At 67.9% G+C, this 14013-nt stretch carries 13 protein-coding genes; 5 read left to right on the top strand and 8 right to left on the bottom strand.

Annotated elements, in window-relative coordinates; translation table 11 throughout:
- Positions 1–62 precede the first annotated feature (62 nt).
- Positions 63–1772: an N-acetylmuramoyl-L-alanine amidase gene (locus ACAG20_RS18520; protein WP_370493615.1), complete on the top strand. Its 1710-nt coding sequence runs from the start codon at positions 63–65 to the stop codon at positions 1770–1772.
- A gap of 64 nt (positions 1773–1836) precedes the next feature.
- Here ACAG20_RS18520 and ACAG20_RS18515 read toward each other — a convergent pair whose 3' ends face one another.
- Genes ACAG20_RS18515 through ACAG20_RS18500 form a run of 4 tightly spaced genes read right to left on the bottom strand, consistent with a single transcriptional unit; the run spans position 1837 to position 5040 of the window.
- The gene (locus ACAG20_RS18515) at positions 1837–2670 is read right to left on the bottom strand and encodes an HAD family hydrolase (RefSeq protein ID WP_370493614.1); all 834 of its coding nucleotides are present in this window, start codon (positions 2668–2670) and stop codon (positions 1837–1839) included.
- Positions 2670–3464, bottom strand: a complete 795-nt coding sequence (locus ACAG20_RS18510) for a lysophospholipid acyltransferase family protein (protein ID WP_370493613.1) — start codon at positions 3462–3464, stop codon at positions 2670–2672. Before ACAG20_RS18510 ends, ACAG20_RS18515 begins: the two co-directional genes overlap by 1 nt.
- A gap of 3 nt (positions 3465–3467) precedes the next feature.
- Positions 3468–4244 carry a lysophospholipid acyltransferase family protein gene (locus ACAG20_RS18505; RefSeq protein WP_370493612.1) on the bottom strand — a complete coding sequence of 259 codons (777 nt, stop codon included), beginning with the start codon at positions 4242–4244 and terminating at the stop codon, positions 3468–3470.
- Between the two features lie 7 nt (positions 4245–4251).
- On the bottom strand, positions 4252–5040 hold the full coding sequence (locus tag ACAG20_RS18500) for a 1-acyl-sn-glycerol-3-phosphate acyltransferase (RefSeq protein WP_112686091.1): 789 nt from the start codon (positions 5038–5040) through the stop codon (positions 4252–4254).
- Between the two features lie 138 nt (positions 5041–5178).
- Here ACAG20_RS18500 and ACAG20_RS18495 point away from each other — a divergent pair, with 138 nt between their 5' ends.
- Positions 5179–6747 carry a Rieske 2Fe-2S domain-containing protein gene (locus tag ACAG20_RS18495; protein WP_370493657.1) on the top strand — a complete coding sequence of 523 codons (1569 nt, stop codon included), beginning with the start codon at positions 5179–5181 and terminating at the stop codon, positions 6745–6747.
- Entirely contained in the window at positions 6744–7064 is a 321-nt protein-coding gene (locus ACAG20_RS18490) for a hypothetical protein (RefSeq protein WP_112686089.1), read from the top strand. The genes ACAG20_RS18495 and ACAG20_RS18490 overlap by 4 nt, the downstream gene beginning before the upstream one ends.
- 13 nt (positions 7065–7077) lie before the next feature.
- Here the strand turns inward: ACAG20_RS18490 and ACAG20_RS18485 are convergent, their stop codons facing one another.
- Together ACAG20_RS18485 and ACAG20_RS18480 are read right to left on the bottom strand one after the other, a co-directional pair.
- Positions 7078–8643: a phytoene desaturase family protein gene (locus tag ACAG20_RS18485; protein WP_370493611.1), complete on the bottom strand. Its 1566-nt coding sequence runs from the start codon at positions 8641–8643 to the stop codon at positions 7078–7080.
- Positions 8644–8710: 67 nt separating this feature from the next.
- Positions 8711–9340: a TetR/AcrR family transcriptional regulator gene (locus tag ACAG20_RS18480; protein ID WP_370493610.1), complete on the bottom strand. Its 630-nt coding sequence runs from the start codon at positions 9338–9340 to the stop codon at positions 8711–8713.
- Between the two features lie 81 nt (positions 9341–9421).
- Between ACAG20_RS18480 and ACAG20_RS18475 the strand changes: the two genes are divergently transcribed.
- A complete protein-coding gene (locus tag ACAG20_RS18475; RefSeq protein WP_013831059.1) occupies positions 9422–9895 on the top strand; it encodes a DUF2834 domain-containing protein in 474 nt (157 codons plus the stop codon).
- Between the two features lie 59 nt (positions 9896–9954).
- Complete coding sequence (locus ACAG20_RS18470) at positions 9955–10515, top strand: TetR/AcrR family transcriptional regulator (RefSeq protein WP_370493609.1); 561 nt, start codon at positions 9955–9957, stop codon at positions 10513–10515.
- Between the two features lie 6 nt (positions 10516–10521).
- On the opposite strand, the gene ACAG20_RS18465 is transcribed toward ACAG20_RS18470, so the two are convergent.
- On the bottom strand, positions 10522–13422 hold the full coding sequence (locus ACAG20_RS18465) for an RND family transporter (protein ID WP_370493608.1): 2901 nt from the start codon (positions 13420–13422) through the stop codon (positions 10522–10524).
- On the bottom strand, positions 13419–13844 hold the full coding sequence (locus tag ACAG20_RS18460) for an MmpS family transport accessory protein (RefSeq protein WP_013831062.1): 426 nt from the start codon (positions 13842–13844) through the stop codon (positions 13419–13421). The genes ACAG20_RS18465 and ACAG20_RS18460 overlap by 4 nt, the downstream gene beginning before the upstream one ends.
- Positions 13845–14013 lie beyond the last annotated feature (169 nt).

The raw sequence follows: 14013 nt of genomic DNA, 5'->3' as shown, positions 1-14013 counted from the left end.
CCACTCCGGGTAGACGCGTGTCGCATCACTAACAACACAAGACACATACGTAACATCAGCTCGTGCCAACCCGTCGTCCCCCGCCGACGATCAAGCTGACCGCTACCGTCGCGACCGTGCTGATCCTGCCGTGGGCACTGGACGCCGGGCCGGGATCGAAGTCGGCAGGGACCGCACCGGCTCCCCCGAGCGCCGCGGCGACCAAGCTGAACCAGCAGCCCCTGCCCGACCTCGGACCTGGCGTCACCATCCGGGAGATCACCCAGGACGAGCCCTTCACCATGGTGGCGCTCACCGGCGGCGATCTCAGCGGCACCTCGGCGAAAGTCCGCGCCAGGCGGGCCGACGGATCGTGGGGCCCGTGGTATGCCACCGCCCACGAGGTCAATAACGCGTCCTGGCAGCCCCGGCCGGCCGATGCGCCCGCGCCCGGCCCGGACGGGACCGAACCGGTGTTCGTCGGCCGGACCACCGCGGTCCAGATCGCGCTCACCCGGCCCGAAGCCGCCGACGCCAAGCCCGGCCCCGAGGCCAGGCCGGGGGCCAAGACCGGAGCCAAGCCGGGCCCTGCGTCGAAGCCGCGACCCGCACCCAAGCCCGACCTCGGCTATGTGCCGGCCACCGCAGCTCAGCCGTTCGCCCAGAACATCTCCGCGGTCCTGATCACCCCGCCCAAAGCCCCGGTCGACGCGCAATGGACCCCGCCGAGCGCCGCGCTGGCACCGGGACAGCCGCCCAACATCATTCCGCGCAGCCAATGGGGTGCCGGCGCCCGCGGCCGATGCGGCAAGCCGGCGGAGAGCGGCCCGGTGCAAGCCGCGGTGGTGCATCACACCGCCGGGTCCAACGACTACTCCCCCGAGGATTCGCCGGCGATCATCCGGGCCATTTACGCCTATCACACCCGCGCCCTGGGCTGGTGCGACATCGGCTACAACGCGCTGGTGGACAAGTACGGCCAGGTGTTCGAGGGCCGGGCAGGCGGCATCACCAAGGGCATCGTGGGCAGCCACGCCGGCGGGTTCAACAAGAACACCTGGGGGGTGTCGATGATCGGCACCTTCGACGACGCGCCGCCACCGCCGATTCAGCTCGAGACCGTCGGCCGGTTGCTGGGCTGGCGATTGGGGCTGGACCGCACCGACCCGCGCAGCACCGTCCAACTGACCTCCGGCGGCGGCTCCTTCACCCACTTTCCGCGCGGCTCGGCACTGTCGTTGCCGGCGATCATCGGCCACCGCGACCTCGACGAGACCGAGTGCCCCGGCGAGCACGGATACATCGCGCTCAACGAGATCCGGGATATCGCCGCCCGTTTCGGCGAACCCCCCGGCCCCGAAGACCTCGTCCGGACCATGCAAGGCGGTGCCATCCACGCCCGCTGGCTGGAGCTGGGCGGCGCGGCGGGCCTGCTCGGTGCCCCCACCTCGCCCGAGGCGATCGGCGAGGGCTCCACCAAATACGCAACCTTCGAGCGCGGCGCGGTGTACTGGTCACCGGAGACCGGCGCCCAGCCGATCACCGGGGCGATCTACGACGCCTGGGCGGCACTGGGTTACGAGCGCGGCGTGCTGGGGCTGCCGACCAGCGCGGAGATCCCCGAACCGGAGTGGATCGGCCAGAACTTCCAGCACGGCACGCTGAACTACAACCGGGCCGACGGCAGCGTCATCCGGGTTGTCGACGGCAATGCCGAAGAACTGCCGCCGCCCCCGCCGGAGGGCCCGCCGGTGCAGTTGGAGCGCTTCTCCCGGGTGATCGGCGTCACCTAACGCCGTTCCCGGCGCGGGCAGGGCGGAAAAGTGCTGCGAGAAACCCCGCGCCGCCGGCGCGGCGTCAACCGGGGAAAATCCGTTCCAACACCCGCGCCAGGCCGTCCTCGGTGTTGGGCGCGGTGATCTCCGCGGCGGCGGCCAGCACCTCCGGATGGGCGTTGCCCATCGCCACGCCGTGGCCCGCCTGCACCAGCATCGGCAGGTCATTGGGCATGTCCCCGAAGGCCAGCACCTGCTCGATGTCCATCCCCAGCGGGGTGATCAGCTCCTCGATGCCGCTGGCCTTCGTGATCCCCGCCGGCACCACTTCCACCAGCCCGTTGTTGGTGGAATAGGTCAACTCCGCGGCGCTGCCGATGTGGGCCGCCAACGCCGCCACCATGTCGGCGCTGGCCGCCCCCGCCTTGCGGATCAGCAACTTGATCGCCGGTTGCGACAGCAGGTCCTCGAGGGACACCTCAGTGTTGTCCGGGTTGAGCCAGGCGTGTTCGTAGCCCGGCGAGCTGACGAACTGCGGCGTCACCGCATCGTGCGCACACTCGCCGATGCGCTCCACCGCCAGGCCGGCCCCGGGGATGACGCGGCCGACCACTTCGGACAGTTTGACCAGGCTGTCCGCCGACAGCGTCCGCGCCGAGATCACCCGGTCGGCGTTCGGGTCGTAGAGCACCGCCCCGTTGGCGCAGACCGCCAGCGGCGCGAACCCGAGCGCATCGACGACCGGTGAGATCCAGCGCGGCGGGCGCCCGGTCGCCAGCACGAACCCGGCGCCCGCGTCGACGGCCGTACGCACCGCCGCCCGGGTGCGCTCGGTGATGTTCTCGGCGTTGTCGAGCAGGGTGCCGTCGACGTCACTGGCGATCAGCGCGGGTATCGGGTGCTGCGGCATGGCCATCAACGCCGCCCCCGGCCGGCCAGCGACCGCCGCAGCCGGCCACCGTGCGGCTGCGCCATGCGTTTGCGGTCGCGCTCGGCCAGCTCGGCTTCGCGCATCGCCAGGGCTTCGGCCATGGTCGGGGCACCGCCACCGAGCCGTCGCGGCACCCAGTACGCGCCGGCGGGGTGCGGATACTCCAGTTGCGCCTGTTCAAGCATCGCGGCCATCGTGGCACGCAGCTCGGCAGTGGTCGCCTCGGCGTCGCCGGAGGCGGCCATCGGCCGGCCGATCTTCACCAGCACCGGCACGTGGTTGCGCCACAGCTGCTTCGGGTGGTCCTTGGTCCATACCCGGTGGATACCCCAGACGATGACCGGGATGAGCGGCACACCGGCCGCGTGGGCCATCCGCGCGGCGCCGGTCTTGAACTCGCGCAGTTCGAAGCTGCGGCTGATGGTTGCCTCCGGGTGCAGCCCGACCAGCTCGCCCTCGCGCAGCCGCTGTACCGCCACGTCGTAGGCGCCTGCCCCCGCGGAGCGGTCGACCGGGATCAGCTTGATGCGCTTGATCACGTAGCCGATCACGGGCACCTCGGTCATCTCGGACTTGATCATGAACCGCAGCCGCCGGTTCCGCCGCAGCGCCGCGATCGAGGCCGGATACCAGTCGAGGTAACTGGTGTGGTTGAGCGTCAGGACCGCACCGCCGCGTTCGGGAATGTTCTCCAGCCCCTCAAACGTCGGATGCGGCCCGTTGGCCCTCACCAGCGGCGGGATCACCATCTCCAGGGTTCGGAACAGTGGTTCGGCCATGCTCTAGTACTCCGTGCTCGATGCGTCCGGTCGGCCCTGACCCGCCCCTTTGCGCATCCGTTCAGCCAGCTCCCGCTCATCGAGAACCCTAGCCTGCTGCGGAGTGGGCGCACTGCCGCCCAGTCGTCGCGGCACCCAGTATTCACCCGCCGGGTGCGGATACTCCCGTTGCGCCCGGTCCAGCATCGGCACCATCGCCGCCCGCAGCCGGGCGCTGAGGGTGGCCGCGTCGCCCGCCGGGGCCAACGGCGGGCCCGCCAGGACGGTGATCGGTATCTTGCTGCCGACCAGCCGCGCCCTCGGGTGATCCTTGGTCCACAACCGGTGAGCGCCCCACACGATCAGCGGGACGATCGGCACCTGCGCTTCGAGGGCCATCCGGGCGGCCCCGGACTTGAAGTCCTTCAGCTCGAAGCTGCGGCTGATGGTCGCCTCCGGGTACACCCCGACCACCTCGCCGGAGCGCAGCGCGGCCACCGCATGCCGGTAGGCGTGCGACCCGGCGCCCCGATCGACCGGGATGGTGCCGGTGTGGTTGATCAGGAAATTCACCACCTTCACCCGCTGCATCTCGGCTTTGATCATGAACCGCATCCGGCGTTTCCGCCGATACACCGCCAGTGCGGCCGGCAGGAAGTCGACGTAGCCGGTGTGATTGATGGCGATCACCGCGCCGCCGGTGGCCGGGATGTGTTCCAGGCCATCGAAATCCAGTCGGGTGGCGGAGACCTTCACCATGGTCACCGCTGCCAGTTCCAGCGCACGAAAAACCGGCTGCATGCCAGGGCTACTCCGAGCCGCCCGTCGCGGTCGGGGGCTGCTGATTTCGGGCGTCGCGCTGCTCGGCCTTGCGGGCGGCTTCTTCGGCGTCGAGCCGCAGCGCCTCGGCGGGCGTGGGGGCGCCGCCGCCCAGCCGGTGCGGCACCCAGAACGCTCCGGCCGGGTGTTCGGGATAAGCGTCCTGGGTCTGCTCAAGCAGGTGTTGCATGCGGGTCTGCAGCAGCGCCCGCAGGTCGTCGACGGGCAGCGTCGGCGGTATCGGCTCGCCGATCGCCACCGAGATCGGCACCTTGGAGCGCCCCAGCCGCTTGGGGTGATCCTTGGTCCAGATCCGCTGGGCGCCCCAGACGATGTGCGGGACGATCGGCACTTGCGCCTCGATCGCCATGCGGGCGGCGCCGCTCTTGAACTCGCGGAGTTCGAAACTGCGGCTGATGGTCGCCTCCGGGTAGACGCCGACCAGCTCGCCGGCCTTGAGGTAGTCGACGGCGGCGGTATAGGCATCGGCGCCCTGGCTGCGGTCGACCGCGATGTGCCGGCAGCCGCGCATGATCGGGCCGACGAACCGGTTGTCGAACATCTCCTGCTTGACCAGGAACCGCACCCGGCGCCGCGGCCGGTTGTCGTAGGCGGCCAGCCCGGCGAACGCGAAGTCGAGGTAGCCGGTGTGGTTGATCGCCACCACGGCGCCGCCGCTGGCGGGCACGTGCTCCGCACCGGTGACGGTGATCTTCACCCCCTGGAAGCGCCACAACGTGCGCGCAACGGTAGCGACACTCCCGTACCACGGCTCCACAGTCGTCCAGCCTAGGTCATAGGGCGACCCGCTTCGCCCGGGTCATTACGGCGACCTGCTTCGACCGCCTCGGCGATGCCGACGGGCGCCCCGCCGTTAAGCTCGGGAGGTATCGGTTACAGCGTCGGGAAGGTGCAAGTGCGGGTCACCAGCGTCGGACACGCCGGCTTCCGGATCGACACCGCCGCGGGCAGCATTCTGTGCGACCCGTGGGTGAACCCCGCCTACTTCGCGTCGTGGTTCCCGTTCCCCGACAACTCCGCGCTGGACTGGGACACCCTGGGCGACTGCGACTACCTCTACATCTCGCATCTGCACCACGACCACTTCGACCCGCGGCACCTGGCGGCCCACGTCAACAAGGACGCGGTGGTGCTGCTGCCCGACTATCCGGTGCCCGACCTGCGCCGGGAGTTGGAGGCGCTGGGTTTTCACCGGTTCTTCGAGACCTCCGACTCGGTGCGGCACACCGTGACGGGCCCCAAGGGCGAGTTGGACGTGATGATCATCGCGCTGCGCGCCCCGGCCGACGGTCCGATCGGCGACTCGGGGCTGGTGGTCTGCGACGGGGTGACCACCGTCTTCAACATGAACGACTCGCGTCCGATCGACCTGGACGTGCTGACGGCCTTCGGCACCATCGACGTCCACCTGCTGCAGTACTCAGGCGCGATCTGGTACCCGATGGTCTACGACATGCCGGCCCGCGCGAAGGAGGCGTTCGGCACCCAGAAGCGGCAACGCCAGATGGACCGCGCCCGGCAGTACGTCGCCCACGTCGGCGCCCGATGGGTGGTGCCCTCGGCCGGCCCGCCGTGCTTTCTGGATTCCGAGTTACGCCATCTCAACGACGATCACGGCGATCCGGCCAACATCTTCCCCGACCAGCTGGTGTTCCTGGACCAACTGCGGCGCAACGGCCACGACGGCGGGCTGCTGATGGTTCCCGGCACCACCGCGGATTTCACCGGGGCACAACTGGATTCGCTGACCCATCCGGTCGACGACGTCGAGACGATCTTCACAGCCGGCAAAGCCGACTACATCGCCGGCTACGCCGATCGGATGGCGCCGGTGCTGGCCGCCGAGAAGGCGTCCTGGGCGCCGGCGGCCGGCCCGGCGATGCTCGACGGGTTGCGTGCACTGTTCGAGCCGATCATGGCCAGCAGCAACGAGATCTGCGACGGCATCGGTTACCCGGTCGAACTGGTGCTCGACGGGCGGGATCACCGCGGGGGCGCGCATACCGAGACCGTGGTGCTGGACTTTCCCAAACGCATGGTGCGCGAGCCGGTTCCGGGCGAGAAATTCCGGTACGGCTTCGGCATTCCGCCCGAGTTGGTGCGCACCGTGCTGCGCGACAACGAACCCGACTGGGTCAACACCATCTTCTTGTCGACCCGCTTCAAGGCGTGGCGGGTCGGCGGCTACAACGAATACCTCTACACGTTCTTCAAGTGCCTCACCGAGGACCGGATCGTCTACGCCGACGGCTGGTTCGGCGAAAGCCACGACGACTCGGCGACGATCACCCTGGACGGCTGGCAGATTCAGCGCCGCTGCCCGCACATGAAGGCCGACCTGTCGAAGTTCGGGGTGGTCGACGGCGACACGCTGACCTGTAACCAGCACGGCTGGCAATGGGATCTGAACACCGGACGCTGCCTGACCGCCAGGGGCCACGAGTTGCGCTGCGAGAAGCTGTGAGCGACGTTTACGACGACGGCAAGGTGCTGCTGGATCGGCAGGCGATCACGTTGCGCCGCTATCACTTTCCGTCCGGCACATCGAAGGTGATCCCGCTGAGCGCGGTGCGGGGTTACCGAGCCGAGTCACTGGGCGTGGCTCACCGGTTCCGGATCTGGGGCAGCTCGGATCTGCGGCGCTGGCTGCCGCTGGATGTGCACCGGCCACTGCGCAGCACGCTGATCACTCTGGATGTGCCCGGCTGGCCCACCCCGGCCTTCACCCCGGCACGGCCCGACGAGTTCCGGGAGTTGCTCGACGGGCTGCTGGATCGCTGATTCGCGCGCGTGCTCAGCGGTCGGCCAGCACCGCGTGCGCCGCGTTGTAGCCCGGGATGAACGTGATCCCGGGACCGCCATGACAACCTGCACTGCCCAGGTACAAGCCGTCGATCGGGAGTGGTTGCCCGACAAAGCCCCTCGCGCCGGGCCGGTTGGGGCCGATCTGGTCCGGATTGAGCAGGCCGTGGCAGTAGTCGCCGCCGGGGGCGCCGAACATGGTGCCCATATGGCGCGGGGTGAAGGTGGTGTGCCGGCTGATACTGCGCTCGAAATTCGGTGCCAGCCGGGTGATCTTGTCGATCACCCGCTGGCCCATCTCGACCTTCATCTCACCGTAATTCCCATCACCCTCGATCGGGAACCACAGCGCGAACGCCGACGCGGCGTGCTTCCCCGACGGGGCCAGGCCGGGATCGTGCAGCGACGGGATCTGCAGCACGACGGTCGGATCGGCCGGCACGACGCCGCGCCGCGCATCCTCCCACTGCTGCTGCACTTCCTCGGGCGTGCAGAAGATCCCGAGCGAGGCCTGCATGGCGGGGTCGTTGAGCGCCTCATACGGCGCGGCGAACTCCGGGGCTTCGTCGAGGGCGAAATGCATTTGCAGGTACGAGCCGCGGTGATCGGTGCGCGCGTAGCGGGCGCGCACGTCGTCGGGCACGGCGGCCGGGTCGAGGAGCCCGGTGATGGTGAGGTCGGGGGCGACGGCCGAGACCACCACCGGCGCGGTCAATCTCTCCCCGGCCTCGGTGCACACCCCGGTCACCCGGCCGGCTGCGACGACGATCTCGGAAACCTTGGTGCGCAGCCGCAGCTCACCGCCCAGATCGGTGAAGGTGTCGCACAGCTGCCGGGTGAGCGCCCCGATGCCACCGCGCAGCTTCTTCATCAGCACGGTGTTCTCGTCGGGAACGCCGAGTCCGTAGGCCAGCGCGGCGGCGCTGCCGGGGGTGGCCGGCCCGCGGTAGAGCGTGTTGACGGCCAGCACGGTGAACGAACCGCGCAGCGCGGCATGCTTCTCCCGGTCGGGCAGGTACCGGTCGAGCACGTCGGTGACCGAGCCGAACAGCATGTCGTCGATGGCGGATCGTTCGAATTCGTTAGTGGCGCAGGCATACATCTCATCGAGAGTCTTCGGCGGGCGGCCGGCCTCGAAGCGGCCGAGCGCCCGGGTGGGGGCTTGGCTCCAGGCCAGCAGTCCGGCCATGCCGTTGACCGCCTCGGCGCCGTGCACCTCGGACAGGTGGGTGAACAGCTTCATCGGGTCGGTGTACTGGATCAGCGGGTCGTCGCCGACGCCGCGCATCGCCACCGACATCACCTCGAGATCGATGCTCTCCAGGGCATCGAGACCCAGCTCGGCACTGACCGCGGCCGACGTCGGGAACTGCACCGAACCGGCGATCTCGAACCGGTAGCCGTCGAACAACTCCACCGTCGAGGCCATCCCGCCGGGGTAACGCCCAGCCTCCAAACACAGCGTGCGCAGGCCGGCGCGCTGCAGGATGAGCGCCGCCGCCAACCCGTTGTGCCCGGCGCCTATGACGATCGCGTCGTAATCGGCCTTGGACCACACCCCAGCACCCGCCTTCCGTCGAGCCGAGGCTGACACGGCGGGCAAGGTTTTGTCAATATTGACGTAACTAGCGGTTGGCCAGCGAATCCAGCGCGGTCCGGCACATCCGGGCCAGCTCAGCCAACGAACGATCCTCTCCGAGCATCCAGACCTCCATCGCGGCGAACACCGCCGCGGCGATGCAGCGAGCCGTCACCGCGACTCGCAGTGGGTCGCCGGCTGTTTCATGGGGCGGTCCCGGCTTCGCCCCTCCGCCGTCGGGCCTCGCTGAACCGCCGGTGGCCCGAAGCCGTTCGGCCACCGCGTCGGCGAAGTCGGCCTCGACCTGCCGGATGTGCCGCACGATCCGCTCGGGGTCGAGTTCATCGGCGCGCAGCGCGGCGATGCGGGTCACCGCCTCAACGTCGTAGGGGAAGGCGAAGATCGCGGCCTGCACCGACTCGATGATCGGCTCGCCCGGTGGCCGGTCCGCCAGGGCGCTGCGAAACCACTGCAGGCCGGCGTCGTAGTCAGCGAACAGCAGGTCGTGCTTGGAGGTGAAGTGGCGATAGAAGGTGCGCAGCGACACGCCTGCGTCGGCGGCGATCTGCTCGGCGGAGGTGTCCTCGACGCCCTGGGCCAGGAACCGCACCAGCGCGGCCTGGCGCAGCGCTTCGCGGGTGCGTTCGCTGCGCGCGGTCTGCGGCGCTCGGGGCATGCGGCTAAACGTACCGCAGCGCCAGGCCCGTCCAGAATGACAATATTGACAAAACTTGCCAGCCGTGGAGACACTGAGCGCATGATCTCGCTCCTCGTGCACGCAGTGCTGGGCCTGGCGACCGTCGGCTGGATCGTGGCGGCCAACCGCGCGGTCTTCGCGAAACCACCTCAGGGCGGACAGTTCTCGCCGATGGAGGTGGTGTACTACGTGATCGGCATCGCCTCGATCGGGCTGGGGTGGTACTTCAACATCCGCTTCGTCAACGAGTACGCCGGCGGCCCCAACCACAACCCGATCTGGGGGCCGGGCAGCTGGACCCAGTACATCCAGCTGATGTACACCAACCCGGCTGCCGGCTCGGCCAGCCAGGACTACACCATCATCAACGTCATTCTGCTGCCGCTGTTCACCGTCGTGGACGGCTACCGGCGGGGCCTGCGGCACCCGTGGCTGTACTTCGTGTCGAGCTTGTTCACCAGCTGCGCGTTCGCCTACGCCTTCTACTTCGCGACCATGGAACGCCAGCGTCGCCACGCCACGGCAACCGCGTAGCAGGACCGCTGTCGAAAACCCCCGCGCGCTAGGCTGGCCGCGACGACGGGAGGGATGTCGTGGCCAAGCCGGTGGCGCCGCGCGGTTCCGCGCGCGAGCGAGTAGTGCAGGCGGCATTGGACCTGTTCATGGAGCACAGCGTGGGCGGCACCTCGCTGCAGATGATCGCCGACCGGCTGGGCGTGAGCAAACCGGCCGTGTACTACCAATTCCGTTCCCGCGACGACATCGTGATGGCCCTGGTGGAACCGATGTTCGACGACATCGTGCGGGTGATCAAGATCGCCGAGGCGATGCCGACCGAGCAGGGCAAGCGTGACGTGACGGTCAGCGGCGTGGTCGAGCTGGCGGTGCGATACCGCCGGCTCACCTTCCTGTTCTACGACCGCGCCGTGGAATACGCGGTGCGCTCACGCGAGGACTTCATGGCGACCCACGATGCGGCGGCGGCACTCCTGCAAGGCCCCTCCCCGACCGCGGAGGACCGCATCATCACGACCACACTGCTGGCCGGAACCTTCACCACCGCAGCCGATCCCGAACTCGAGGACATCGACGACGAGCAGCTGCACAGCATCCTGCTCGACACCGCACGGCGGATCATGGCGCCATTGACCTGAGGACGCTCACCACTTCCGGTGGGATCCGCCGCCGGATTCCACCAGCGCCTCATGCGGATCCCGTTGCGGCGGTGCGGGCCACGGTGACGGCGGCGGCCGCAGCCGCGGCACCTGCGGCCACCAGAACCACTTCCCGAGCAGCGTGGCGATCGACGGCGTCATGAATGAGCGGATGATCAACGTGTCGAGCAGCAGCCCCATGCCGATGGTGGTGCCGACCTGTCCGATCACCCGGAGTTCGCTCACCGCCATCGTCATCATGGTGAAGGCGAACACCAGTCCGGCGGCGGTCACCACCGACCCACTGCCACCCATGGCCCGGATCATGCCGGTGTGCAGCCCGGCGTGGATCTCCTCCCGCAGCCGCGACACCAACAGCAGGTTGTAGTCGGCGCCGACGGCCAACAGGATGATCACCGCCATGGCCAGCACCATCCAGTGAACCGGCAGCCCGATGATGTGCTGCCACACCAACACCGACATGCCGAAGGCACCGGCCAGCGAGACCACCACGGTACCCACGATCACCAGTGCGGCCACCACGGCACGGGTGATGATCAGCATGATGATGAAGATCAGGCACAGCGCCGCCACTCCGGCGATCATCAGGTCGTAATCGGAGCCCTCCTGCATGTCCTTGAACATCGCGGCGGTACCGCCGACGTAGATCTTGGAGCCCTCCCACGGCGTGGTCTTGATCGCCTCCTTGGCCGCGAGCTTTATCGCGTCGATGTGTTCGATCCCATCGGCGCTGAGCGGATCACCCTCGTGGGTGATGACGAACCGCACCCCGTGACCGTTGGGGGGTATGAACATCTTCATGCCACGCTGGAATTCTTCGTTGTCGAAGATCTCCGGCGGCAGGTAGAAGGAGTCGTCGTTGCGGGCCTTGTCGAACGCCTCCCCCATAGCGGCGGGATCCCCCTGGGCTTCCTCCTGCTGCTTGGCCAGTGCGCTCTGGGTGGCGTAGGTGGACAACATCATGGCCTTGGCGTTCTTCATCATCTGGATCATCGGCGGCATCAACGTGAGCATCTGCGGCAGTTGCGCGGCCATCGCGTCCATGTCCGGGATGATCCCCTTGAAGGCGTCGGTCATGGTGTCGACACCGTCCATGGCATCGAAGACCGACCGCAGCGCATAACAGACCGGAATGTCGAAACAGTGCGGTTCCCAGTAGAAATAGCTGCGCATCGGCCGGAAGAAGTCGTCGAAATTGGCGATCTTGTCGCGCAGTTCCTCGATGTCGGAGACCATCAGGTGCATCTTGCCGACCATGCGGCCCATGGTGGCGTTCATCTGCTCCATCAGCTCGATCATCTTGGTCATGGTGTCGATCTGGCCCTGCATGTCCTCGGCCTGCGCCAGCATCTCGGCGGTGCGGTCTTCGTTGAACTTCCGCGTCATCTCCTGGCTCACCGACTGCATGCCGAGCAGGTAGCCGAACGTGGAGTGCTCCATCGGAATGCCCTGCGGCCGCGTGATCGACATGACCCGGGAGATGCCGGGCACGCCGGTGACGCGCTTGGCGATTCGCTCGATGATCAAAAAATCAGCCGAGTTGCGCACGTCATGGTCGGTTTCGATCATCAGCATCTCGGGGTTCATCCGCGCCGAGGGGAAATGCCGGTCGGAGGCCAGGAAGCCCTGGTTGGCGGGCAGGTCGGCCGGCATGTAGGCGCGGTCGTTGTAACCCGGCTCATAACCGGGCAGGGCGAGGATGCCGATCATGGTGGTCGCCGTGGCGGCGATCAGGATCGGCCCGGGCCAACGGCTCACGGCCGCACCGATTTTGCGCCAGCCTCGGCCCTGGCTGGCCCGCTTGGGTTCCAGCAGCGTGCCGAAGCGTCCGGCCACCGAGATGACCGCCGCCCCCATCGTCAGTGAGGTGATGACGACGACCGTCATGCCGATACCCAGTGGGATGCCCAACGACTGGAAGTACGGCAGCCGGGTGAAGTGCAGGCACATGGTGGCCCCCGCGATCGTCATCCCCGACCCCAGCACCACATGCGCGGTGCTGCGAAACATGGTGTAGTAGGCGCTTTCCCGGTCCTCGCCGGCGCTGCGGGCCTCCTGATACCTGCCGATCAGGAAGATCGCGTAATCGGTGGCGGCCGCGATCGCCAGCGTCACCAGCAGGCTGGTCGCGAACGGCGAGAGCCCGATCAGGTTGTGGTAACCCAGCAGTGCGACGATGCCGCGGGCCGACATCAGCCCGGTCACCACCATCGACAGCGCCAGCAGCACGGTGGTGATGGATCGGTAGACCAGCAGCATCATGGTGATGATCACCACGAACGTCAGCGATTCGATGACGTGCATGCTGCGGGTGCCGGCCTTGTCCTGATCGGCCGCCAGCGCGGCACCACCGGTCACATAGGCGGTGACGCCCGGCGGGGCCGTCACGCTGTCCACCACCTGCTGCACGGCCTTGACCGACTCATTGGCCAACGCCTCGCCCTGGTTGCCGGCGGTGTAGATCTGCACGTATGCGGCCTTGCCGTCGGGGCTCTGCGCCCCGGCGGCGGTCAGGCGATCGCCCCAGAAGTCCTGGATGTGTTCGACGTGGGCGGTGTCGGTCTTGAGCTTGGCGATGATCTCGTCGTAGTAGTGATGAGCGTCGGCGCCCAGCGGTTCGTCGCCCTCGAGCACCAGCATGACCGAGCTGTTGGAGCTGAATTCTTCGAAGAGCTGGCCCTGACGTTTGACCGCGATCATCGACGGCGCCTCCTCGGGCGTCATCTGCACGGCGGCCGTCTCGGCGACCTGCTCCAACTGCGGAACGGTCACGTTCGCCAGGACAATGATCCCGATCCAGCCGAGCATGATCGGGATGGCCAGGCGCCGAATCCATTTGGCGATCCGGCCGCGCTCGCCGGCATGCGGGTTCGGCTGCGCGCTCATGCGGCTTTGACCAGACAGAAGGTCATGGCGCTGGCGCCGGTGGCGGTCCGTTCGTCCTTGAGTTCGTCGTCGATGCTGATGCGACACCCCAGCGTGGAGCCCTTGCCCTGTGCGTAGAGGTTGGGCGACACCGCGGACAACGTGGTGCTCAACGTCACCGCCCAGGGCAACACCGCGTCGTCGACGCGCTGCGGCCTGCTGTCGAGATCGAGGTAGCTGATGTCGGCGGTCGCGCCCGGTTCACCGAAAACCTCGTAGGTGACGACTTTCGGGTTGTAGGGCTTGGTGTCGTCGACCTTGGTGCTGATGAGGCTGGAATCCTCACCGCCGAAAAAGGTCCGCAGCCGCAGCACGGTCAGCGTGCCGAGCACCAGCACGACCACGATCAGCAGTGGCAGCCAGCCGCGCTTCAGCGCTTGCATCGGGCGCGTTCCGCCGACTCGTGGACTTGTGGTTTCAGCATCGGCGACGCTCCCTTCCCCCGAGACCTGCGGTTGCGTTTGACCTAGGTGAAGTTATACGAACAGTAAAGTAGAATCAAGCGGTCAGTTAGTTCCACTATGCGATGTGGCTCACTGTGGCTCGCGCAGG

The sequence above is a fragment of the Mycobacterium sp. pW045 genome, assembly GCF_041287085.1.
Taxonomy (GTDB): Bacteria; Actinomycetota; Actinomycetes; order Mycobacteriales; family Mycobacteriaceae; genus Mycobacterium; species Mycobacterium algericum_A.
Note: the sequence above shows the minus strand (reverse complement) of the source record. Positions and strands in the feature narration are given on the sequence as shown.